This window comes from Bacillota bacterium (assembly GCA_023511455.1).
GTDB lineage: Bacteria > Armatimonadota > HRBIN16 > HRBIN16 > HRBIN16 > HRBIN16.
Genome location: JAIMBJ010000002.1, coordinates 247129 through 269412, shown reverse-complemented (window position 1 = coordinate 269412; position 22284 = coordinate 247129). Strand labels below are relative to the sequence as shown.

Below are 22284 nucleotides of genomic sequence, written 5' to 3'. Positions count from 1 at the left end.
GCGGTCGCGGAGCAGAGGGCAAAAGCCGCTCCCTCTGGGGGTGCGTTATTCGCTGTTGCCGTTATCGCTGACTTCTTCCTGTCCTTCGCCGCCGCGTGCGCGACGCCTGAAGGGGCGACGCAACACAATCTGCTTGTAGTCCAGCCCTGCCGCCTGCAAGGCTTTATCCCACGACTCAAACCGTCGCCGTGCTGCGGTGATGAGCGGAATATCTATCTCTTCCACGTTTTTCGCGTTCAAAGGCACGCCCTGTTCGTACAGCTCGCGCACTCGCTGGATGATGGTCTCTTCGTCCCACTGGTGGTAGCGACGCACTTCCTGATAGTCGATGCCGGCAGCTTCAACCGCTTTGCGCCACGAACCAAAGTGCTTGGGTTTGGTCGCAGCTGCTGCGAGCTGCGGGTCCAGATTGGTGCTGACGTTCCGCCACGACAGGTCTTCACCCTGCTCGTATAGTTCGCGGATGCGCTCGATGATGCGCTGGCGGTTCCAGCTGCGGTATTTGCGCACCTTGTCGTAGTCGATGCCCGCTGCTTTCACCGCATCACGCCAGCTGCCGTAGTAGCGCATGGCGGCACGCATCAAGGGCAGGTGGTGGATCACCACGTTCGAGTAAGAGAGGTCCACTCCTTCCTCTGCAAGCTGCCGAATGTCCTCAGCAATGCTCTCTTTGGTCCAGCGTTTGGATGTCATGAATGTCTCTACCCCCCATGCTTTTTGTTTGGATATCCTCTCAGAAACGAAAAGGAAGCGACGTTTCTGTGAGAAACGTCGCCTCACGACGACCATTCTGTTCGTTCGTCTGCACGAACTCACGGTACGTTGTGCATTTCACCCATTACAATACAACATCTTGCACGATTTTGCAAGGGAAAAACGGATTACTTTTTCACAAAGAAAGCAAAAAAGGCGAACGGTTCTACACTGGATACATACCCAATCGGCAACAGGAAGTGCGTTCGCTTCTCGCGAAACAGGATCCGTTACACCACAGGCGCGTGGGGGGAGCTTATCTATGGCAAGGAAAGGGTTGGCACTCTGTTTGGTAGCGATCTGCGCAGCCGTCCTGACCGAGGCGCAAACGAAAACGACACAAAGCGCGGAAGGATGGCATACAGAGAACGCTTCCATCCGCGTGACCTTACAGCCAGAGGCGGGGTCTTTCGCGGTGCTGGATAAAAGGTGCGGTTACCTCTGGAAACAGCCGCAGGAAACGAGGTTCTCCGTGCGCAACGTGCAGGCGGTACCGGATGGGGTGCGTTTCGAGACGGACCTGTATCTGGACGAAGGCAAGAGAAGCACTCTTCAGGTAACCATGCGCGTGCCTCCAAAAGCCGCCGAACTGCACATCACAGCAGAAGCCGTGCCGCCGGATGCCCCTTTTTCCGGAATGCTGTTCCTCGCGCCGCTGATGCTGGACACGCCGCAGGGTGCGCTGGCTATCGCCGACTACAGCAACGGTCATTTGTATCCGCTGCACCTCAAGCCCTTCCCCGCCCGCTGGCAGTCTCTGGACAGGCTGGACCTGCCGATGGTGGGAGTGGTGGACATAGAAAAGGGGTTTGGATATGCCATCATCATAGAGACCGCTGACGACGGTTTCGTGGAGTGCAAGCATTACCGCGCGGAAGAGCGCGAGGTCGTCGCGCCACAGGTCGGCTGGTGGGGGCAAAAGGGGAAGTTCGCCTATCCCCGACGGCTGTTCTATCACTTTGTTTCGGAGGGTGGCTACGTCGCCATCGCGAAGGCATATCGCACCTACGCGAAGCAACAGGGAGTGCTGGTAACTCTCAAGGAGAAAGCGCAGCGCAATCCCAACGTGCGCAAGCTGTTCGGCGCGGCAGACGTCTGGGGCGTGTGGGGGGTAGACTATGCCCGATTTGTGCAGGAAGCCAAGCTGCTTGGTGTGGATAAGCTGATTCTTCATGGCACTGCCACACGCGAAGCAATGCAAAAAGCGGTGCAGGCAGGCTACCTGACCAGCGAGTACGACAACTACACGGACATCCTGCCCGCGGAGAGCGAAGAGAAAATCGACTCGAACCACGACCTGCTACCCGACAGCGCAGTGCTAAAAGCCGATGGTGAGCGCATGACGGCGTGGCGCACCATGGAAGGATTGCAGTACATGAAGCGCTGCCCTGCCCTGTGGCTTCGCGCCGCACAGAAGGTGATACCCGCTGCCCTGAAAAACCACCCGTTCCTTGCCCGTTTCATCGACGTGACCACCGCGGAGGGGCTGTACGAATGCTACGACCCCAAACACCCGCTGACGCGCACCGATAAGCGAGAGTGCGGACAAAAACTGCTGGCATACGTGCGCTCACTGGGGCTGGTTGTCGGTGGCGAGCACGGCATCTGGTGGGGAGTACCTCATCTGGACTATATCGAGGGCATGATGAGCAGCTACCAGTTCTCCTGGCCTGCCGGGCACCTCATCCGTCCCGAAAGCAAAGAGCAACGCTTCACCGACCCGTGGGGCAACCAGTTGCCCCCGTGGAGTGAGTACGAAAAGCGGGGCATCGGGCACGAGTACCGTATCCCCTTGTGGGAACTGGTGTTCCACGACTGCGTGGTGTCCACCTGGTACTGGGGCGATTCTTCCGACTGGCTGCTGCAGGCGGCGCCAGAAATCATCGACAGGAAAGACCTTTTCAACATCCTGTACGGCACGATACCGCTGATGTGGCTGGACCCGCTGGGTGCGTGGAACAAAGACAGGCAGACCTTTGTGCGCACCTACCGCCTGACCAGCAAGCTGCACGAAGCCGTCGCCCTGCAGGAGATGCTCAGCCACGAGTTTCTCACGCCTGACCGCGCGGTACAGCGCACCCGCTTCGCGGACGGTACCGTGTGCGTGGTCAACTTCGGCGTGGAGACATACACCTTGAAGGTGAACAAACAGAGCATGGTTCTGCCCCAGTACGGCTTCTGGGTGAAGGGACCACGCATCGAGCAGAGCCGGGTGCTGGTCAATGGCGAAGTGGTCACCACGGTGCGGGCAGATGGCTACTTCTTCCGCGAGACTCCATCGGAATGGCTATTCCTGCGGCAGATGGACAACGAGCGCGTGCGCGTGGAGGCGTTCTCCAAGAGCGGCAGGGTGCGCTTCGACCTGCGCCATGTGGTGAAGAGATGGGACAAGCGCACCATGCTGGTCTACGTCGTCCTGCCCCCCGAAGGAAAGCGGTGGCTACCGACAGCGCTGCAGTGGTGGAGCGATGGGGTGATAGAGCTGGGTGTCGGCACAAACTGGGAGAGCAAAAGTTGGTACGATATCCTGTGGGGCAGGCACACACGCCGCCCCGACTTAATGCTGAATCTCCAGGTACAGACCACTCGGCCGGTACAGGGCAAGCCCATTGCGATAAAACTGACCGTGCGGAACGTGGGATTCGCCCCTGCGCCCGATACGAGGCTGGCAATATACGCCGATGAAGAAACCCCTGCGCGCCGGCTATGGCAGGGTAAGGTATCCCTGAACGCCCGAGCCGAGCAGACGCTGGTCATCCATCTCGACTCCTCGCGTCTGGACGGCAGTCGGCAGCTGCTAGCTGACGCAAAAGTGGGCGGAGGCGTGAAGGAGATTGCAGAGACCGGGAATCTCTCCGGTATACCGGTGCAGCTAGAGCGCGACCTGAGCCGCTGGGATGTTCGCCTTATCCTGCGCCTGGAGGCAGGCGACTTAGACAGGGAAGACGAGGTCTTGGTGGTGCCCGTGGAAGATAAGCCTTTCGTTGCGGAATCGGTGCGTGCTTACCTGCTGGACGAGGGAGGGAAACCGAAGCAGGAGATTCCCGCGCAGTGCGACCGCATCGATGGGCGCATGGAGGTTGCCCTGATAATCCCGGGCAGGATGCCCGCAGGCAGTGTCCAGCAGGTATCACTCTATGCCATGCGCCGCAAGGGCGCGGTGTTGCCTCCCAGACCACCCTATCGCTGGTCTGCGCAGCAACCTTACGTTCAGGGGGAAACCTACCGCCTGAATCTGCGCGACGGCGTGCCTCGCGACATCGCCGCGGCGAATCCCGATGTCTATCGCAAACCGATTGCGAGTGCGGGAACGATGCTGAGGCTGCCCTTCGGTGAGCCTTTCATCAAGCAATTGGTTTTCTCGTCTGCGAAAACGGGTGGGTGGAGGAACAGGGTGCCAGACCGGCGCGCGTCGAACTGCTGGCGCACGGACCGGTGCGCACGGTGGTTCGCGTGTTCCGTGAACTGCAGGGCGGCGTCACCTACACCAAACGCTACACCTTCTACCCGCAATACTTTGACGTAGAGATCGAGACCAGCACCAGCGAGGCAACCTACAGCCGCGCCTTTTATGCGCAGGAAGGGGACTACGAGGATAGCGGGGGCGTCAAGGCGCGGGTGGACGGCAAAGGCGAAGCGGAAGGTGTCATGGGTACCACCCAGCAGCCGCGATGGTATGCGGTCTATGCACCGCGTTGGGCGCACGCCTGCCTCGCCCTGACCCCCATGGATGCGATTGTCTACTGGGACAGCGCGGCGATGGGAGGTATCGGTTTCAACACGAGCCGCACGGAGGGAGTGCGTCTGCGCTATGTCATCCTGCCGGGCGCAAGGGATGCGTCCTTTGCGGAGCGATGGTACCGCCGCGCTCAAGAGCCCATAAAGGTTGTTGAGGAAAGCGAATAGCGCTTCAGGGTACAATATGAAAGGTGAGCCGCATGGTCAGCGTAAGGGTGAAGTCAAGGATCAATTCGGATGGTATTCTGGAGTTGAAAGTGCCGACGGACCTGCCGGAAGGAGAGGTGCAGGTCGTCCTGGTCATTCAGTCGTTAAACGAAGAACAGACAAAGGGTTGGCCCCCGAATTTCTTCGAGAACACCGCAGGGGCATGGAAGGGCGAGCTAGAGCGCCCCGCTCAAGGCATGTTTGAGGAACGGGACCTTTTCCATCATGAGGTATCTTCTTGACACCAACACTTGCATCGACTACCTGCGATATCCCCAGTCTCCTGTAAGGCAGCGACTGGCGCAGCACTCTCCGGAGGAGGTTGCGCTCTGCACGATTGTAAAGGCGGAGCTTTACTACGGTGCGTACCGAAGTGCAGACCCTCAAGCCAACCTGCAGCTACTTGCTCAGTTCTTTCAACCCTTTGTGTGTCTGCCTTACGACGATCGGTCTGCTGAAATATACGGGAGCATTCGCGCCGCTCTTGCGTCGCAAGGACTGATGATAGGTCCGCACGACTTGTTGATAGCTTCTGTCGCAGTGGCGCACCGATTGATTCTGGTCACGAGCAATTGGCGCGAGTTTCAACGTATTGCAGGACTAAGCTGGGAGGACTGGACGCAGTAACGGTCTTTACCGTTCCAGCACATGCTGTATCACCTCCAGCAGCTGCTGGCGGCGGTAGGGCTTCTGAATGTAACAGACCACGTTGGGAAGGTCTTCCGCCTGTTCCGCCGCGCCAGCCCCGTAGCCACTGCACAGGATGATGGGGAGGTCGGGTGCTACCCCGTAAACCTGTCGTGCCAGATGTATCCCGCTTAATCCCGGCATGGTGAGGTCGGTGATGAGCAGGTGATAGTAGAGCCTCCCTTTCTCCCGCACCATTTGCAACGCTTCTTCCCCGCTGGCAGCGGTTTCCACCTGACATCCTTCGCGCTGGAGAATCTCTGCCACCAGAGCGCGAATGCTCTCCTCGTCGTCGACAAACAGTATCCGCGTTCCATGGAAGGAATGCTCCGGAAGTTGCCTCTTCGGGGAGGAGTAATCCTCTGCCTTTCCCTCAAAAGCAGGCAAGAGAATACGGAAGCTGGTTCCCTCTCGCGGCGCGGATTGCACCTCAATGCCTCCACCGTGCGATAGCACGATGCCGTACACGGTAGCAAGTCCCAGTCCGGTGCCCTTGCCCACTGGCTTGGTCGTAAAGAAAGGCTCGAAGATATGAGGTAGATATTCCGGAGGGATGCCCTCTCCGGTGTCCTGCACTTCCAGGCAGACGTATTCTCCTGCGGGCAATTCGGTGCCGGAAAACACACGGGGGGACTCCAGAGACATCCTGCAGGTACGCAGGGTGATGATGCCACCTGCTGGCATGGCGTCTCTGGCATTGGCGCACAGGTTCATTATCATCTGTTCTATCTGCGTGGCGTCGGCGTGGATGGCGGGCAGGTCATCCTGCAGGCGCGTCTCCACGCGGATATTGGCTGGCAATACATGGTTCAGGATTTGCAAAACGCCGAGAATCAGCTGGTTCAGGTCGCGAGGGCGCGTATCGGTGATGCCACGACGGCTGAAGGTCAGCAGGGCATTCACCATGTTTTTGCCCCGCTCACACGCCTGGAGAATCTGATGAACGCGGTTCTGTATTTGAGGGTCATCCGCGTAGATAGCCATTAACAGCTCGGCGTTGCCCACGATTGCGGTCAGCAGATTGTTAAAATCGTGTGTTACTCCAGCTGCCAGCGTGCCGATGGTCTCCATTTTACGCGCCTGTTCGAGCTGTTCACGCATCCGCTGGCGCTCTTCCTCGTTGCGCTTGCGTTCCGTGATGTCGCGCGCTACCGCCATGATATAGCGGCGATCCTTCAGGTCCAGGAGCGCAGCGTACACCTCCACCTGTAGCAAAGAGCCGTCTGCCCGGTAGTACAGACGCTCGCCCAGCTGCCAGTAACCGTTTTGCAGTACTCTCTGGATGTTTGCCCGGATGTTCTCTTCGCTGTCGTGGGGCAGGTCAAAGATGGTCATCTGGGCAATCTGCTGGGGGGAATAACCGAACATGCGCAGAAAGGCATCGTTGACCTCAATGAAGCACCCCGTATCGGCATCAAAGAGAAAGATACCATCCTGAGCACACTGGAATAGTGCACGGTAGCGCAGTTCGTCCTCTCCATGAGAACCCATCGTGGAACACGCCCTTTCTTCGTGATGGACACGCCGTCCCTTCTGGGTGAGCAACGCGAAACTACATACCTTATTATATCGTTTTGCCACTGGAATCACAACGTGCCCTGAGGACAACCGATAAATCCTCCAGACGCCTGTGGGAGGTGAAGCTCCTGCCGAGCCGTAAATCCCTCCGCGTCGGCTGGGAGGTTGGGTGAGGATTCGGTTCACCGGAAGGTTCGCCCTCCAGAAACGCAGGCTCCAGCCTGCGGCTACAAGCGGGGAGGCTCATCAGAAGGCCTCAACTCCTCTGAGACCTCCTCGTGCCGATGTTTGAACAGTCTGAGCGCATTCAGTGTTACCAGCAATGACACGCCCGTATCTCCCATCACCGCCAGCCAGAGAGGCAGATAGCCCGGCGCCGCAATGAACAGCAGCAGCAGTTTCGTGCCGACGGCAAGGGCGATGTTCTGGCGGATAATGCTCACGGTGGCGCGGCTTAAACCTACCAGGTAGGGCAGAAGACGCAGATCGTCATTCATCAGAGCGATGTCCGCCGCCTCTATCGCCGCGTCGCTGCCAGCGGCGCCCATTGCGATTCCCACCGTTGCCACCTTCAGTGCAGGGGCGTCGTTAATGCCATCGCCGATCATGGCTACCGCCCCAAACCGCTCACGCAGTTCGCGCACCGCCTCTACCTTCTCTTCGGGCAACAATGGGGCACGCACCTCGTCCAACCCCAGGTCGCGGGCAATCCTCCGCGCGATGGGCTCTCTGTCTCCGCTGAGCATCACGTGGTAGTCTATCCCCATCCTGCGCAGCTCGCGCACCACCTGCGCCGCTTCAGCACGGCGCGTGTCCTCGAAGAGGATACGCCCAGCCGTTTTCCCATCTATCTGCACCCATACCTGGGTTGCCTCCTCTTCCTCTGCGCTGGGAAGGAGGGGCATATCCTGAACGAGGTGCGTGCAGGCGAATTCGGCACTGCCCACCTTGCACCATTTGCCGTCTATCATGCCCTGCACGCCCTTGCCGGGAACCACCCTGCTGTCGCGCACCGATGGCAAAGATAGACCGCGCCGGCTGGCTTCTTCGCGCAAAGCCTCTGCCAGTGGGTGAGTAGACGCTGTCTCCACAGCGGCAGCCATTGCCAGCAGCTGCCCCTCTGGCACGTTGTCCAGGCACTGTACTTCGCGCACGCGCATCTTGCCGGTGGTCAGTGTGCCGGTCTTGTCGTAGACCATCGCGCGCACCTGCGCCATCGCCTCGACATAAATACCGCCCTTGATGAGAACACCGAGGCGCGAGGCGGTTCCCAGTGCGGCAACCAGTGCTACCGGTGTGGAGATGACCAGGGCACAGGGGCACGCGATAAGCAACAGGCTCAGACTGCGGAAGAACCAGCGGTCAAAGTCGCCCCAGATGAGGGAAGGGATGGTGGAAATCAGCACCGCCAGCGCAATCACGACAGGAGTATAAACCCGCGCGAAACGGTCTACCAGATGCTGAAGCGGGGCTTTATGCTCCTGCGCCTCCTCCACCAGATGGATAAGCCGGGCAAGGGTGGTGTTCTCATAGGTGCGTGTCACGCGAACGTCCACCATACCGGTCTGGTTGAGCGTGCCGGCAAACACCGTGTCACCCGGCGATTTGGGCACCGGGCGGCTTTCGCCCGTAATCATGGACTGGTCTACATCCGAATAACCCTCTACGATTTCGCCATCCAGTGGGAAGCGTTCACCGGCTCGGATGCGGATGCGCTCATCCTGCCGCACCAGGGCGGCGGGCACGGTGTGTGTACCCTCCGGCGTCACGACGGTAGCGGTTTCCGGCGCGGAGTCCATGAGCTGGCGGATAGCACGACGGGTGCGCTCGGTGGTAAGGTGTTCCAGCAGGTTGCCGATGGCGAACAAACAGACCACCGTCGTGGCTTCTGCCCATTCCTGCAGACCTATCGCGCCGAGCACGGCGATACTCATCAGCACGTTGGTGTCCAGCATACGCTGGCGCACTGCTCTCCATGCGGCGATAAAGGTAGGCACTCCGGCAAGCACAATCGCTGTGAGATAAAGGGGAACGAACATCCACGCGGAAACCTGCTGCTTCTGCAAGACGAACGCCACAATACCTAACAGTGACGCCAGCACCACTACCCCTTTGCGCTGATGCCCGCCTTCTGCGTGGCTGTGCGCCGCCGGGTGTGGTAAAAGCCGGTACCCAGCCCGTTGTGCCGCCTCTTGCAAAACGCTTTCCTCCACCTCAGGCGAAACCCACACCTGTACGGTGCCGGTGTGAAAAGCTGCCCTCACCTGCTGCACGCCCGGTACCCGGCGTATCGCCTCCTCCAAACCCGTTGCGCAATCCGCGCAGTCCATCTCGCTCACGCGGAAGGTTTTCCTCTGCAGCCTGCTGGATTGCCGGGCTTTGCTGTCCGTCATTGGCTATCGCTCCAGAGCGTGTTGCAGACCCTGTTCGATGAGGTGGTGGACGTGTGCATCGTCCAGCGAGTAGTACACTCGCTTGCCCGCACGCTGCGCGGTGACCAGCCTCAACATCTTGAGCGTGCGCAGCTGATGCGAGACCGCGCTGACGCTGACGCCCAGTACCTCGGACAACTCGTGCACGCACAGCGGTTGGTGGCTGAGCGCGAGCAAGAGGCGCAAGCGGGTGGCATCCCCCAGTGCGGCAAATATCTCACTCATGCGCGTGAGCGTGCGAATATCGGGAAGCGACTGCTGCACACGGGCAACAGCCGTCGTATCCACATGGTCATTCGGGTCGCATTGCAGCACAGGGGCTAAGTTTCTCATCCGGTATCCTCTTTTGAACATTTGAACAGATGTTCAATATTATTATGGCAAATCCGCTCCGGGAAGTCAATCATCTTTCCCGAACACCCTCTTGCGACCTTGACCGTTTCCTCTTCGGATAGGGTATAATTTTTTAGATATGCTATATATCTTGAACAACATATTCTCAGAGGGGCTTTGTCCGAAGAATGGCACGTCGTGACAGGAGCAAATTCAACAATCAACGGGTACCCATTCCCACCCTCGAGCGCCTGGCGACTTACCTGCGATTGCTCAGCGACCTCGAGGCGGCGCAAGTGCACATTGTTTCGTCCACAGATATCGAAGAGCAAACCGGAATCAACGCCGCACAGTTTCGTAAAGACCTGTCCTACTTTGGCGAGTTTGGAAAGCCGGGCGTTGGCTACCGAGTCAGCGATCTGCACCGGCACATCGCCCGAATCCTCAAAATCCACCGCGAGCAGCCGGTGTTGCTGGTGGGGGCGGGCAACCTGGGCTCCGCACTGGTGGGCTACCCCGGTCTGCGCGAGCACAAGTTCACCATTGCCGCCGTTTTCGACAACAACTACGCCAAAATAGGCAGGATGCTCTGGGAGCATGAAATACTGGATGTGAACCGTCTGAAAGAGGTGAACGAGCGCATCCGTGCCCGCATCGGCATCATTGCGGTGCCCGCCAGCGCAGCGCAGGAGGTCACGGACCTTCTGGTAGATGCTGGGGTGACGGCTATCCTCAACTTCGCGCCCACTATCCTGCGCGTTCCTCCGCATGTGGTGGTGCGCAACGTCTCCTTCTTGCAAGAGCTGGCGGTGCTGTCGTACCATCTGGAACACGAAGAGAGGCACCCCGCGGCTTCGCTGACTCACCAGTCTGACCATTTGTGAGGAGATTGCCTGCCCTGAGACATCATTGCTAGCCCGCAGGGTGACGCTTGCGCCTGAGAATGTCCTGCCATTGACATGGTGGGTCAGGCTGTCTGGGCGTCTCTACAACGCCCGATGTAGCCGCATCTTTCCTGCACCCAGCGCAACAGGAAGGTCTGTGCCTCTCGGCGAAGGAAACTGCGTGCATGATTCGTTCAGAAGGAGATCCAGCGATGCCATCTGTGGAAACATTGCGTGCGCTGCTGCACGACGAAATCATCCAGCGTGGCGAAGAGGGTGCGGATACCGCCGGCTTTGTCGATCGCTGGCAGGAAGCGCGCAGTGCGGAGGAGCTGTGGGACCTTTACCGCGACCTGATGACTCTGCCCATCCGCGAGGATTTTCCCTACAGGGAACCCAGCGACCTGCAGGGCATCCGGCACTCACGCGATGAGGGCGTGCGTCGCTTCAAAATGGTCATCTGCGAGGAGGATTTGCTGGACAGGCTGCACGGCGCGTGGCTGGGGCGTGTCGCGGGGTGTATGCTGGGCAAGCCGGTGGAAGGCTGGAGTCACGAGCGTATCCGCCAGTATCTGGAGGGAGCCGACGCCTATCCCATGACCGACTATCTGCCAGCAGAGACACGCACTCCACCCGAAGGCGTGCCACAGCCGTACACCTGGTGCACCATCGGGCATATCCACGCCGGCGAGCGGGATGACGATACCGATTATACGGTGCTCGGGCTGCACATTTTCGAGAGGCATGGCGCAGACTTCACCACGCGCGATGTGGGAAATGCCTGGCTGCACCTGCTTCCTGCCTACCAGACCTATACGGCGGAGCGACAGGCGTACATCAATCTGGTCAACGAGTTGCCTCTGGAGGAGGTTCCGATACACCTGAACCCGTATCGCGAGTGGATTGGCGCACGCATTCGGGCGGATTTCTGGGGTTACGTCGCGCCGGGTTATCCCGAAAAGGCGGCGGAGTTTGCCTATCGGGATGCCGCGCTGTCGCATGTGAAGAACGGCATCTACGGCGAGATGTTTGTCGCGGCAATGATTGCCGCTGCGTTTGCCACGCAGGATGTGGTGGAGATTATCCGGGCAGGTGCGGCAGAGATACCCGCTCAGAGCCGCGAAGCGGAGATGATTCGCGATTGCCTGCGGTGGCGAAAAGAGTGCCGCAGCTGGCAGGAGGCTCTGGAACGCCTCTTGAATCGATATTACGGCAAGTACCATCCCGTGCACACGGTGAACAACGACGCCATCGTGCTGAACGCTCTGCTGTGGGGATGGCCCGACTTTGAGAAGGTGATTACCATCTCGGTGATGCAGGGAATGGATACCGACTGCAACGGCGCAACGGCAGGAAGTATCTGGGGAGCGGCGTTCGGCGCGAAGGCACTGCCGGCGAAGTGGATCGAACCTCTACAGAACACACTGTACAGCGCAGTGTTCGGCTTCGCTGCAAACCGAATCAGCGACCTGGCAAAACGCAGTCTGAAGCAGGCGACGAAGGTACTGACCGGCACAGGCTAACAGGGGAGGTCCCCCTGAAGCACGATACAAAATCTCCAGTGAGGGAGGTGGCAACCATGCAGTTTGTGACGCTCGCGAAAGCAGCGCCGGGACGGGCGAAGGAGCTGTTCGGTGGTGGTCTGGGGCAGCTCAACACCCTGGCTTCCCAGCACGGTATCCAGATTCAGGTGGCGATGATTACCTACGGGCAATATGACCTGGTGACCGTGTGGTCTGCACCAGACCAGGCGACCGCAAACCGCTTCCTGCGCGCGGTGGCGGAGACGGGTCTGCTGGTAACCGACACCATGCTGGCTGTTCCTGCTGAGAGCTTCTAGTTTGAGTGGATGGGGGCAACCCTCGTGGTTGCCCCTGCATCATATCCTGCAGAGGATGCCCTCTTTTGCGCACTCCTCGCGTACCAGCTGTTCCAGCTCCTCTCTGACCAGCAGGCGTGGTGCCCACCCCACCTGTGCCCGGTAACGGCGTAACAGCGCTTTGTATCGTTCCTGCAGAAAGCTCCAGTAGTTCATCCTGCCCACCCAGATTTCACGCACACCTGCCTGCACGGCGGCGCGCACATATTGCCTCACCTGCACCGGGGTGTTCTCGACGCCCGGCAGAAACGGACACCACGCCCAGGTGGTGCGTATGCCCGCCTTCAGTAAACAGCGCGTCAATTCTATCCGCCCTGCCACAGCGGGCGCGTGCGGCTCAAAGATACGGTGCACCTGTTCGTCTACTGTGGGCACGGAGATGTGCACAGAGATGTTTTCGAAGCGCCTCAGCAGGTCGATGTCACGGATAAGCAGGGGAGACCGGGTGAAGATGGTTACCCGATTCGGATAAAAGCTCAGCTCGTACAGCACCCCGCGCGATACCCGATAGCGCTTCTCTATGGGCTGCCAGGCATCGGTCGCGCTGCCAATCAGGATGTGTGCGTCGCGCGGCATGTCCAGCATCTCACGTCGCACCACATCAGGCGCATTCACCTTCACCTGCACCCAGCTGCCCCACGCTCCTATCTCCTCCTGACCACGCTTCGCCCGCAACACCGGTACGTAGCAATACGAGCACCCGAACCCGCACCCAATGTACGGGTTGAGCGTCCATTCCGCGAAAGACGCACCCGTCCGGTGCAACAGGTGTTTGCAGCGTATTTCCTGAACCTGCAGATAACGCATCACGTATACTATTGTATACCTGATGCATGGACGGAGTCAACCGGAACAGGGGGTGTTCGATATGTCCGACAGAAATCTTTTGGAGGGCGAACCTTCGGGTGAGCCGAACCCGCACCCAACAGCTCGGCGGGAACCTCGCCCTCCAAGCGGCTTCTGGCGGATTTATCGAACACCCCTCGCCACCTCTTGCCTTTCTATGGTGTTTGGTGCTAAACTCCGTATAACCGCTACGCAGGTTGAAGCCAATAGCGTGCGGATATCAGGAAGGAGGACTGTTTTTGCAGCGCACTTTTGAGGCTGGCAACGTGTGGTTGACGGCACAGTACCGGCATTTCGGTGGTGACGAGGGCTTCGATATCCGGGTATACGCTCATGTCAACGGAAGCCCGCGCCAGATTCTGCGCTTCGACTGCTTTAAGTACCAACCGCACTACCACTATGACCCGATGGGGCGCGATGAACACGTGGAGCTGGCGGGCTATGGCATGTCGGATGCTATCCTCTGGACGCTCAAGCAGCTCGCCTATCATCTTCCCGAGATGCTGACGCAGGCGGGCTACCCGGATGTTGCCGCAGGCATTCAGCCCGAAGCGGTGCGGAGGGCGGTTGGGCAGCTGGAACAGCACCTGATGGCGGCGTTATCATCGGCTTGACCACCGCGTATGCCTGCCCTTTTGTCTCCTGTCCCTCGCAGCAGGAGAACCTGGTTGTTCGTGTCCTGAGAAGGATGTTTTGTGGTAATCTATAAACAATAGGAGTTACGCAGTTGCGATGAACACCCCGCGGGACGTGCTTTTTCAGCAACTGTAGAGACAATTTTCTGTCATGCTGAGCGTCAGCGAAGCATCTGAGAGCCACAGCGGAGATTCTTCGCTTCGCTCAGAATGACAGATGATGTCGCTTTATACTGCAAACTCCCGAGCAGTCTTTCAACTGCGTAACTCCTAAAGAAATTACGGTCAGAGGTAGATGATACAGATGAGCGATTGGACACATCAGGTTACCGAACAGGCGAAAGCGGCTCGCCGTGCGGCGATGTCGCTGGCACATGCAAGTACCTCAGCGAAAGACCATGCGTTGCTGGCGATGGCGGATGCCCTGCTCGCCGATTCGGTGCGGATACTGGAGGCGAACGAGGAGGATATCCGTCAAGCGCGTGAACGCGGGTTGCCCGAAGCGATGATCGAGCGGTTGACGCTGAACGAGAAGCGCATCGCGTCGATGGCGGAAGGCATCCGGCAGGTTGCAGCTCTGCCCGACCCGGTAGGCGAAATTGTGGAAGGCTGGAAGCGTCCCAACGGGCTGGAAATCCTGAAGGTGCGCGTGCCGCTGGGAGTGGTGGCCATCATCTACGAATCGCGCCCGAACGTTACCGCTGACGCGGCAGCGTTGTGCCTCAAATCGGGCAATGCGGTCATCCTGCGCGGCGGCTCAGAGGCGTTTCGCTCCAACCAGGCGATTACATCCAGTCTCGTACGCGCGATAGAGGATGCAGGGCTACCGGCAGAGTGCGTGCAGATGGTGCAGACCACCGACCGCGAAGCCGCCACCCATCTGATGCGCCTTAACGGTCTGGTCGACTGCATCATCCCGCGGGGGGGCGCAGGCTTAATCCAGACGGTGATGCAGACCGCTACCGTGCCCGTGATTGAAACCGGTGTGGGCAACTGCCATACTTATATCCACGAGGACGCTGACCTGCAAATGGCTTCAGAGGTGGCGTTCAACGCGAAGGTACAGCGCCCCTCCGTGTGCAACGCGATGGAGACCCTGTTGGTGCACTCGGCGGTAGCGGCAGAGTTTCTGCCTGCGTTCGCAGAACGGTTGAAGGCGGCGGGCGTGGAAATCCGTGGCTGTGGACGTACACGACAGCTGGTTCCCTGGGCGGTGGAGGCTACCGAAGAGGACTGGTACACCGAATATCTCGCGCTGATATTGGCGGTGAAGGTGGTAGACAGCCTCGACGAGGCAATCGCCCACATCAACCAGTACGGCAGTCGCCATTCCGAAGCCATCATCACGCGCAGTCTGGACGCCGCGCGACGGTTCACGCGCGAGGTAGACGCCGCCTGCGTGTATGTAAACGCCTCTACCCGTTTCACCGATGGCTTTGAGTTCGGCTTTGGGGCGGAGGTCGGCATCAGCACCCAGAAGTTGCACGCACGCGGTCCCATGGGTTTGCGCGAACTGACCACCACCAAATTCGTCGTTTACGGCGATGGGCAGGTGCGAACTTAGCAATGCGCACAGGAATACTGGGCGGCACGTTTGACCCCATCCATTACGCCCATCTGTTTGTGGCGGAAGAGGCGCGCCAGCGGTTCGAACTGGAGCAGGTGGTGTTCATCCCCTGTGGCATTCCGCCGCATAAAAAGAGCTATGCGGTCTCGCCGGCGGAGCACCGTTTCGCCATGACTCTGCTGGCAACGGCAAGCAATCCCCATTTTCGCGCCTCCAGAATCGAGATTGAGCGTGGAGGCGTATCGTACACGGTGGATACTCTGGAGCAGTGGCTCAGCCTTTATCCGCATCACGAGCTGTTTCTGATTGTGGGGGCGGACTCGCTGGCATACATGACTTCCTGGAAACAGCCGGAACGCATTTGCCAGATGGCGCATATCATCGCCGCGTCGCGCCCCGGCTTTGACCTGGCGAGTTTGCACCTGCCCGATACGCTGTGCCGTCGCGTGTATGTGATGGAGATGCCTTTGCTGGATATCTCCGCCACCGATATCCGCAACCGGGTGAGGCGCGGCGCGTCCATCCGCTACCTGACGCCCGATAGCGTGGCACAGTATATCCTGAAGCATCAGCTCTATCGCAACGAACCGCTGGAGGAGCCGAATGAGTTTTGAGCCGCCTGCTGGCGACCGCGCTTGGATACGTCGTGTGCTGTGGGCACTGCTGTCGCTTGCGGTCATTGCGGGGGCTGGCATCGCCGGGGCGATTCTGGGCTATAACCAGCGCGCTCCAAAACCCATTTCGGTGCGCGAACTGGTGACCCCAGCCTTCGCCCGCACACCGCGCATCCGCATCCTCGCTCTGGGGGTGGATCAGGTAACGGGCAATACGGATACCATCATCGTGGCGACGGTAGACTTCGAGAAGAAGGCAGTTTACGCGCTCTCCATCCCGCGCGATACCCGTGCCGATATTCCGGGACACCGCACCTTCAAGGTGAACGCGGCGTACGCCTGGGGTGGATTGAACACGGCGAAGCAGACAGTAGAAAACCTGCTCGGCGTTCCTATTGACCGCGTGGTGCTGTTGCGGCTGGACGGGTTCAAGCGAATCGTGGACCTGCTGGGCGGGGTGGAGATAGATATCGAGAAGGACATGCACTACGTGGATCGCAAGCAGCGACTGTACATCCACCTGAAAAAAGGCTATCGCCTGCTGGATGGCGAAAAAGCCATGCAGTATGTGCGCTTCCGGCACGACCCTCTGGGCGATTTGGGACGTATCCAGCGCCAGCAGAAGTTCCTGAAAGCACTGGCGGCGAAAATGTTCCAGTGGCAGGAAGTGGACAGGCTGCCGGAGCTCACCCGCCAGATCATGGAGCAGTTAGAAACGGACATGACCACGCGCGAGGTACTTCATCTGGCGCGCTTCGGCAAGGACCTGCCGCCGGAGCGTATCTTTACGGCAGTGTTGCCCGGTCAACCGCAGAACATCGATGGCTTGAGTTACTACATCCCTGATGAAACGCGCGTTACCCACGCGCTGGACGAACTGGAGCAGAACGCACTGTCTCAAACCAATTCCGAAGGGGGGAGTCAGACGCCTTGACAGCGGAACAGAAGGTAGACATTATCGTGCGGGCCGCCGAGGAGGTAAAAGCGGAAGACATTTCGCAGATTGACCTGCGAGGCAAGACCATTCTGGCGGATTACTTCCTGCTGATGAACGGGCGTTCCAGCATTCAGGTACGCGCCATCGTGGACAAGATTATCGAGTTCATGGAAGAGGCAGGAGAGCGCGAGGTGCGTCTGGAAGGGTATGTACGTGGAGAGTGGGTATTGCTGGACTACGGCGACGTCGTGGTGCACGTGATGCAGCCCGAGGTGCGTGAGTTCTACGCACTGGAGGAGTTCTGGCGTGGTGCGCCGCTTCTGGACAAACGGGGGTAATGACCATGCCTGCCGCGGACGAGGACGAACTCCGACGTGAGCAGATAGAAAAGCTGCTACGTGAAGCCTACGTCTATCAGATGCGCAACGACCTGCTGCGGGCGGAGGAACGCTGTCGCCAGTTGCTGGAACTGGACGCCAGCAATGCCGAAGCGCTGGAACTGCTGGGCGATATTCAGGAACGCACCGGGCGCATCGAGGAGGCGGTGCAGTCCTTCCGCAAAGCGCGCGACCTCTCTCCGGTGGATTCGCCGCGTTATGCCTCCGCCGAGCGCAAGTACGCCGCCGCCCTGCTCAAGCAGCGGGGTATTTCCGCTTCCGACCTGCCTGAAGAACCCGCCAGCCCGCTTCTGGCTATCGCTGCCTCTATTGTCTTTCCCGGGCTGGCTCAGTGGCTGATGAACGACCGGGTGAAAGGCGCAGTGCTGATTGCGATTTGGCTGGTGCTCTGGTTGCTCATGGCGTTTTCCCCGTGGGGTGCTCGGAATATCGAGCAGGGTGGCGGGTCGTTTCTCTTCCTCGCTTCGGTGATGGCGTCGGTGTATGTGGTGAGCCTGATTGACGCCTTCCAGACCGCCAAACGCGGCGGACCACGCCGCAGGCAAAAGTCGGGCTGGGAGGTTTAGGCAATCTGCTCGTATCGCTCCAGCGGAACCTCTCCCTCGAAAGGTTGTCCCTTTGCCGTTGCTTCTACCGCTCGCACCAGCAGCTCGCCAATGCGGTGGTAACCGTAAAATCCCGCGCCCGCGATGTGCGGCAGGATAATTACATTGGGCAGATGGCGCAGAGGGTGGTCGGGAGGAAGTGGTTCGGGGTCGGTCACATCCAGCACCGCCACAAAACGCCCTGTGCGCGCCTCTTCCAGCAGCGCATCGTGGTCTATCACCTTACCGCGACTGGTGTTCACCAGCACACTATTCTCGCGCAGCAAGCGCAAATGCTCTCCCCAAATCAGCGCCACCGTCTCGGGCAGAAGGGGAGTATGCACACTGACGATGTGCGACTCACGGAAGAGCGTTTCCAAATCCACCGGTTTCAGGCGCATGCGCCGCGCCTCCTGTAGTGGCAGGAACGGGTCGTAAACCAGAATGCGGGTGCGGAAGGGACGAAGTAGCCGTATCACCTCTCTGGCAACCGTGCTGCACGAAACCAGCCCCACCGTCGCGCCCAGAAGGTACTGCCCGTTCAGGGGAAGTGCCGGGTCGCGCCACACGCCGCGCTCGCGGTAGGCAAGGGCATGGTCTATCCATCGGCGTGCTCCCATAATCATCATCCCAACGGTAGCTTCTGCCACATTGAGCGCAATCGCACCGTTGCCGCTGAACACGCGGATGCCGCGCGGGATGAGAACACGTTGCACAGCATCCTGCGAGAGCATGAACTTCACTGACCCTGCCGCGTGCGCAATCAGCCGAAGCTTCGTCGCCTTCTGCAGTAGTTCGTCCGTCAAACGCGGGCTGCCCCAGGCGGTTACCAGCACGTCAACATCACCGATGCGCTCCGCTACATTCTCAGAGGTACAGGGCACAGCATGGTTCCATTCCACTACCTCCGCGCTGCGACAAAGTCGCCTCCACCAGTATGGGGTGAACGCAAGTTCGGTATGGTCGGATTTGGGCAGGTACAGCACCTTCAGTCGCTCGGTGTCCATCGCGGACTTTTTCCTCCGTCGGTAAAGTTCCCCTCTTCGGGTTTAGTTCGCCGGCCTCGCCGGATTCTCCCGCCAAATCGCCTGCAACCGCCTCAACCGGAGGGCAAGGCTCCCGCCGATCCGTTCAGCAACTTTCGAGCACGGCGCGAACCGAGGAAAAGAGTATTTAACAATACGTCAGGATAAATTGCATGACTCTGCGCGCTATGCCCTCGCACGGCTTGCACACATTCGGATATAATACACAGGCAACCATCATGGCTGGAGGATAGAACGGAGATGCGTCTGCTGGTCACGGGAAGTAATGGTTTCATCGGGCAGGAACTGGTGAAGCGGCTGCTGGCAGAGGGGCATATGTTACGCACCTTTGACCGAACAGCCAGCTCAGCCACGGAGTGGGAGCATGTGGCGGGCGACCTGCGCGATGTTTACACTGTTCGCAGGTTGGTACAGGGTGTGGATGCTGTCGTGCATCTGGGCGCGATGTCCAGCGACCGCCGCAACGCTGCCGACGAAGTACTGGCGGTCAACGTGCAGGGCACGTGGAATGTGCTGCAAGCCTGTGCAGAGGCGGGTGTGGGGCGAGTGATTTACTTCTCCAGCATCAACGCATTGGGTTGTGTGGGTGGGCACCGTCCGCCAGAATATCTACCGATAGACGACTTTCACCCACGCCACCCAATGACTCCTTACCAGCTTTCCAAGCATCTGGCGGAGGAGGTGTGCCGCAGCTACTCGGAGCGCTACGGCATCGTGACAATATGCTTCCGTCCCGCCTTCGTGCTGAATACAGCGCAACCGGTCCCGTGGTGGCGGCGATTTTCCGCCGAGACGCGTGCGGAATGGGGCAAGGATGAGCTCTGGGCGTATGTAGACCTTCAGGACGTTTGCGATGCGGTGTTGCTTGCGCTCCAGGTGAAGGGCATCCAGCACGACGCCTTTCTGTTGAGTGCAAAGGACACCTCTTTAGACATCCCTACGGCGGAACTGGTGCAGAAATACTGGTCGCACCTGCCCTGGCGCGGCGACCTCGCCGCCTATGTGGCGGATAATCCCTATCGTGCGCTGATCGACACATCCCATGCGGCTCAAGCGTTGGGATGGGAAGCAAAGCGTTCGTGGAGAAACGCACCAGAGTAGTTTTCCCTCAGGCTGGGCGCACTTCAGTAAAAATAACAAAGTGCCGATAATAGGTATAGCCTAACGACAAAAGGGATGTAGGAACATGAGCGCCCAGCCACAGTTCACCCTCAGCGACGAGCAGTACGACGCACTGCGTGAAATCGCGAATATTGGGATGGGCAAAGCCTCCTCGGCTTTAGCCGACCTTATCGGCACTACCATTCTCATCAGCGTACCGCAGGCGGTTTGCGTACCTATCAGCAACCTGTCGGGCGTTTTGCGCGACCCCGAACAGGTGACGGCAGGCATCTACCTGCAGGTGACCGGAGAAGTGGCAGGGCACGCCACGTTCATCTTCGAGGTCGGTAGCGCGCATCGCCTCGCAGGAACGTTGCTGGGATTGCCGGAGGTGGATCTGGATGAAGTAACCGCCTCGGCGTTGATGGAAATCGGCAACATCATGCTGAGCGCATACCTCACTGCCATCAGCGATTTTACGGGTTTACAACTCCTGCCCAGCCCACCTGTGATGGCGGTGGATATGGGTTGCGCTATCCTCAGCGCGGTTATCGCCAACATGCAGAAGCTGGACGACTACGCGGTGACCATTGCCACCGACATTTACGACCCCGAAGGGCTGATTTCAGGCACATTTGTCTTTCTTGCCGAGCCTGGTGGTATCCAGAGAATCCTCGAGTCTATAGGGATGGGCTAAAGCAATGAGCAGTCATCTTACGGTTGGCATGGGAGAAATGCAGGTGGTTCGCGGTGCCGGTCACGTTTTAACTGCTCTGGGACTGGGTTCTTGTATCGGTGTGTGTTTGTATGACCCTCTGGCGCGGGTGGCAGGCATGGTGCACGTGGTACTTCCCCAAAGCCAGGCGGATAAGAAGGGGGAGTTGCCGGGTAAGTTCGCCGATACCGCCATACCGGCTATTGTGCAGAAAATGGTGGAGATGGGAGCCAGTGCTTCACGACTGAAAGCCGCTATCGCCGGTGGGGCACAGCTTTTTCAGTTTGGTGTGAGCAGCTCGCTGGATGTCGGTGCGCGCAACGCAGAAGCAGTCATCAATGCCTTGCGTGACGCAGGAATCCCACTGATAGCAAAGGATGTGGGTGGTAGTGTGGGACGCACCCTACGGATGGTCTCGGACAATGGGATGGTGGCGGTGCGTACCATCGGTGGTGCAGAGCGCGAACTGGCTGTGCTCGGCAATATTCTTGCCTCTTCAGGGGTGGCAGCATGAACGCAACAGGAACGTCCGACAAACTGCAGCAGCTGGTACAGACTGTTCGAGACCTGCCTGCATTGCCTGAGGTTGTGGTGCGCGTGATGCGGATGGCGGAAGACCCTCGCTCCGACGCACAGGGCATCGCACGGGTAATCGCTACCGATCAGGCGATGGCGGCGCGCGTGCTCAAGCTGGCAAACTCCGCCTTCTATGGGCTGCCCCGCCGTGTCAGTACCCTTTCGGAGGCTGTGGTCATTCTGGGTTTTCGCACTATCAAGAACCTCGCCATTGCGGCATCCACCTTCGAACTGCTCAATCGGGAGATTGCAGGCTACTGGCTGCAGCGTGGTGAGCTGTGGCGACACTCGCTTGCCTGTGCTATCGGTGCGCAACTGATAGCGCGACGGGTGCGGCTACCCGTATCTGAAGAGGCTTTTGTGGCTGGGCTTCTGCATGATATCGGCAAGGTGGCGATTAACCTCTTCGTCCGCGAGCAGTTCGACCAGATTACGGAGCGCGCTTTGCAGGACCGCATTCCTTTTGTGGAGGCAGAGCAAGCCGTTCTGGGCTTCAACCACGCAATGGCAGGCGGGCTCATCGCTGAGAAGTGGAATCTGCCACCCCTGCTGGTATCTGTCATCAAGTACCATCACCAGCCGTCCAGCGCGCCTGAAAAAGAGCCGATGATTTCGGTGGTGCATCTGGCTGACCTGCTCTCCATTACGATGGGCATGGGCATCGGCGGAGACGGACTGTATTACGCCCTCGAAGAGGGCACTCTCGCGATGTTCGGTCTGGAGCAAACCGATATCGATGAGCTGTGCGAGCAAATTGTCGACCAGATGGCTCAGGCAGCGAATCTTCAGGAGCAACCGGAGGTCGTGTTGCGGTGAAAGGTGCATTGTCTTCGG

Annotated in this window: 22 protein-coding genes; 16 read left to right on the top strand and 6 right to left on the bottom strand. The window is 59.2% G+C overall.

From position 1 onward, the window contains the following. Positions 1-45: 45 nt before the first annotated feature. A complete protein-coding gene (locus K6U75_02465) occupies positions 46-693 on the bottom strand; it encodes a hypothetical protein (protein MCL6473908.1) in 648 nt (215 codons plus the stop codon). Positions 694-1015: 322 nt separating this feature from the next. Between K6U75_02465 and K6U75_02460 the strand changes: the two genes are divergently transcribed. From K6U75_02460 to K6U75_02450, 3 genes are all read left to right on the top strand, one after another. Beyond that, positions 1016-4279 (top strand): hypothetical protein, encoded by a 3264-nt coding sequence (locus tag K6U75_02460; GenBank protein ID MCL6473907.1) that lies wholly within the window; start codon positions 1016-1018, stop codon positions 4277-4279. Then, positions 4207-4659 carry a hypothetical protein gene (locus tag K6U75_02455; protein MCL6473906.1) on the top strand — a complete coding sequence of 151 codons (453 nt, stop codon included), beginning with the start codon at positions 4207-4209 and terminating at the stop codon, positions 4657-4659. The genes K6U75_02460 and K6U75_02455 overlap by 73 nt, the downstream gene beginning before the upstream one ends. Positions 4660-4923: 264 nt before the next feature. Then, positions 4924-5325 (top strand): type II toxin-antitoxin system VapC family toxin, encoded by a 402-nt coding sequence (locus tag K6U75_02450; protein MCL6473905.1) that lies wholly within the window; start codon positions 4924-4926, stop codon positions 5323-5325. A gap of 6 nt (positions 5326-5331) precedes the next feature. Here K6U75_02450 and K6U75_02445 read toward each other — a convergent pair whose 3' ends face one another. The 3 genes from K6U75_02445 to K6U75_02435 form a co-directional block, all read right to left on the bottom strand. Further along, positions 5332-6876 carry a PAS domain S-box protein gene (locus tag K6U75_02445; protein ID MCL6473904.1) on the bottom strand — a complete coding sequence of 515 codons (1545 nt, stop codon included), beginning with the start codon at positions 6874-6876 and terminating at the stop codon, positions 5332-5334. A 254-nt stretch (positions 6877-7130) separates the two neighbouring features. Continuing rightward, on the bottom strand, positions 7131-9296 hold the full coding sequence (locus K6U75_02440; protein MCL6473903.1) for a cation-translocating P-type ATPase: 2166 nt from the start codon (positions 9294-9296) through the stop codon (positions 7131-7133). A gap of 3 nt (positions 9297-9299) precedes the next feature. After that, a complete protein-coding gene (locus K6U75_02435; GenBank protein ID MCL6473902.1) occupies positions 9300-9668 on the bottom strand; it encodes a metalloregulator ArsR/SmtB family transcription factor in 369 nt (122 codons plus the stop codon). A gap of 188 nt (positions 9669-9856) precedes the next feature. On the opposite strand from K6U75_02435, the gene K6U75_02430 reads away from it, so the two are divergent. The 3 genes from K6U75_02430 (at position 9857) to K6U75_02420 (ending at position 12392) form a co-directional block, all read left to right on the top strand. Beyond that, positions 9857-10552 (top strand): redox-sensing transcriptional repressor Rex, encoded by a 696-nt coding sequence (locus K6U75_02430; GenBank protein ID MCL6473901.1) that lies wholly within the window; start codon positions 9857-9859, stop codon positions 10550-10552. Between the two features lie 212 nt (positions 10553-10764). Next, positions 10765-12075: an ADP-ribosylglycohydrolase family protein gene (locus K6U75_02425; protein MCL6473900.1), complete on the top strand. Its 1311-nt coding sequence runs from the start codon at positions 10765-10767 to the stop codon at positions 12073-12075. 56 nt (positions 12076-12131) lie between these two features. After that, positions 12132-12392, top strand: coding sequence for a GYD domain-containing protein (locus K6U75_02420; GenBank protein MCL6473899.1), 261 nt, complete (start codon positions 12132-12134; stop codon positions 12390-12392). 39 nt (positions 12393-12431) lie between these two features. Here K6U75_02420 and K6U75_02415 read toward each other — a convergent pair whose 3' ends face one another. After that, the gene (locus K6U75_02415; protein MCL6473898.1) at positions 12432-13238 is read right to left on the bottom strand and encodes a radical SAM protein; all 807 of its coding nucleotides are present in this window, start codon (positions 13236-13238) and stop codon (positions 12432-12434) included. A 278-nt stretch (positions 13239-13516) separates the two neighbouring features. On the opposite strand from K6U75_02415, the gene K6U75_02410 reads away from it, so the two are divergent. The 6 genes from K6U75_02410 (at position 13517) to K6U75_02385 (ending at position 17994) form a co-directional block, all read left to right on the top strand. Next, the gene (locus K6U75_02410) at positions 13517-13891 is read left to right on the top strand and encodes a hypothetical protein (GenBank protein ID MCL6473897.1); all 375 of its coding nucleotides are present in this window, start codon (positions 13517-13519) and stop codon (positions 13889-13891) included. Between the two features lie 316 nt (positions 13892-14207). After that, positions 14208-15476 (top strand): glutamate-5-semialdehyde dehydrogenase, encoded by a 1269-nt coding sequence (locus tag K6U75_02405; GenBank protein MCL6473896.1) that lies wholly within the window; start codon positions 14208-14210, stop codon positions 15474-15476. A gap of 2 nt (positions 15477-15478) precedes the next feature. Then, positions 15479-16093: a nicotinate-nucleotide adenylyltransferase gene (gene nadD / locus K6U75_02400; protein MCL6473895.1), complete on the top strand. Its 615-nt coding sequence runs from the start codon at positions 15479-15481 to the stop codon at positions 16091-16093. Then, positions 16083-17027 carry an LCP family protein gene (locus K6U75_02395; protein MCL6473894.1) on the top strand — a complete coding sequence of 315 codons (945 nt, stop codon included), beginning with the start codon at positions 16083-16085 and terminating at the stop codon, positions 17025-17027. Before nadD ends, K6U75_02395 begins: the two co-directional genes overlap by 11 nt. Continuing rightward, positions 17024-17368 (top strand): ribosome silencing factor, encoded by a 345-nt coding sequence (gene rsfS / locus K6U75_02390; GenBank protein ID MCL6473893.1) that lies wholly within the window; start codon positions 17024-17026, stop codon positions 17366-17368. Before K6U75_02395 ends, rsfS begins: the two co-directional genes overlap by 4 nt. Positions 17369-17373: 5 nt before the next feature. Continuing rightward, positions 17374-17994 carry a tetratricopeptide repeat protein gene (locus K6U75_02385; protein ID MCL6473892.1) on the top strand — a complete coding sequence of 207 codons (621 nt, stop codon included), beginning with the start codon at positions 17374-17376 and terminating at the stop codon, positions 17992-17994. Here the strand turns inward: K6U75_02385 and K6U75_02380 are convergent. Beyond that, complete coding sequence (locus tag K6U75_02380) at positions 17991-19019, bottom strand: hydroxyacid dehydrogenase (protein MCL6473891.1); 1029 nt, start codon at positions 19017-19019, stop codon at positions 17991-17993. The two genes, K6U75_02385 and K6U75_02380, sit on opposite strands and share 4 nt — an antisense overlap. A 279-nt stretch (positions 19020-19298) precedes the next feature. Between K6U75_02380 and K6U75_02375 the strand changes: the two genes are divergently transcribed. The 4 genes from K6U75_02375 to K6U75_02360 all read left to right on the top strand — a co-directional run bounded on the left by K6U75_02375 (position 19299) and on the right by K6U75_02360 (position 22266). After that, positions 19299-20159 (top strand): NAD(P)-dependent oxidoreductase, encoded by an 861-nt coding sequence (locus tag K6U75_02375; protein MCL6473890.1) that lies wholly within the window; start codon positions 19299-19301, stop codon positions 20157-20159. Between the two features lie 85 nt (positions 20160-20244). After that, positions 20245-20856 carry a chemotaxis protein CheC gene (locus K6U75_02370; protein MCL6473889.1) on the top strand — a complete coding sequence of 204 codons (612 nt, stop codon included), beginning with the start codon at positions 20245-20247 and terminating at the stop codon, positions 20854-20856. Positions 20857-20860: 4 nt separating this feature from the next. Further along, entirely contained in the window at positions 20861-21388 is a 528-nt protein-coding gene (locus K6U75_02365) for a chemotaxis protein CheD (protein MCL6473888.1), read from the top strand. Next, positions 21385-22266: an HDOD domain-containing protein gene (locus K6U75_02360; protein MCL6473887.1), complete on the top strand. Its 882-nt coding sequence runs from the start codon at positions 21385-21387 to the stop codon at positions 22264-22266. Before K6U75_02365 ends, K6U75_02360 begins: the two co-directional genes overlap by 4 nt. Positions 22267-22284 lie beyond the last annotated feature (18 nt).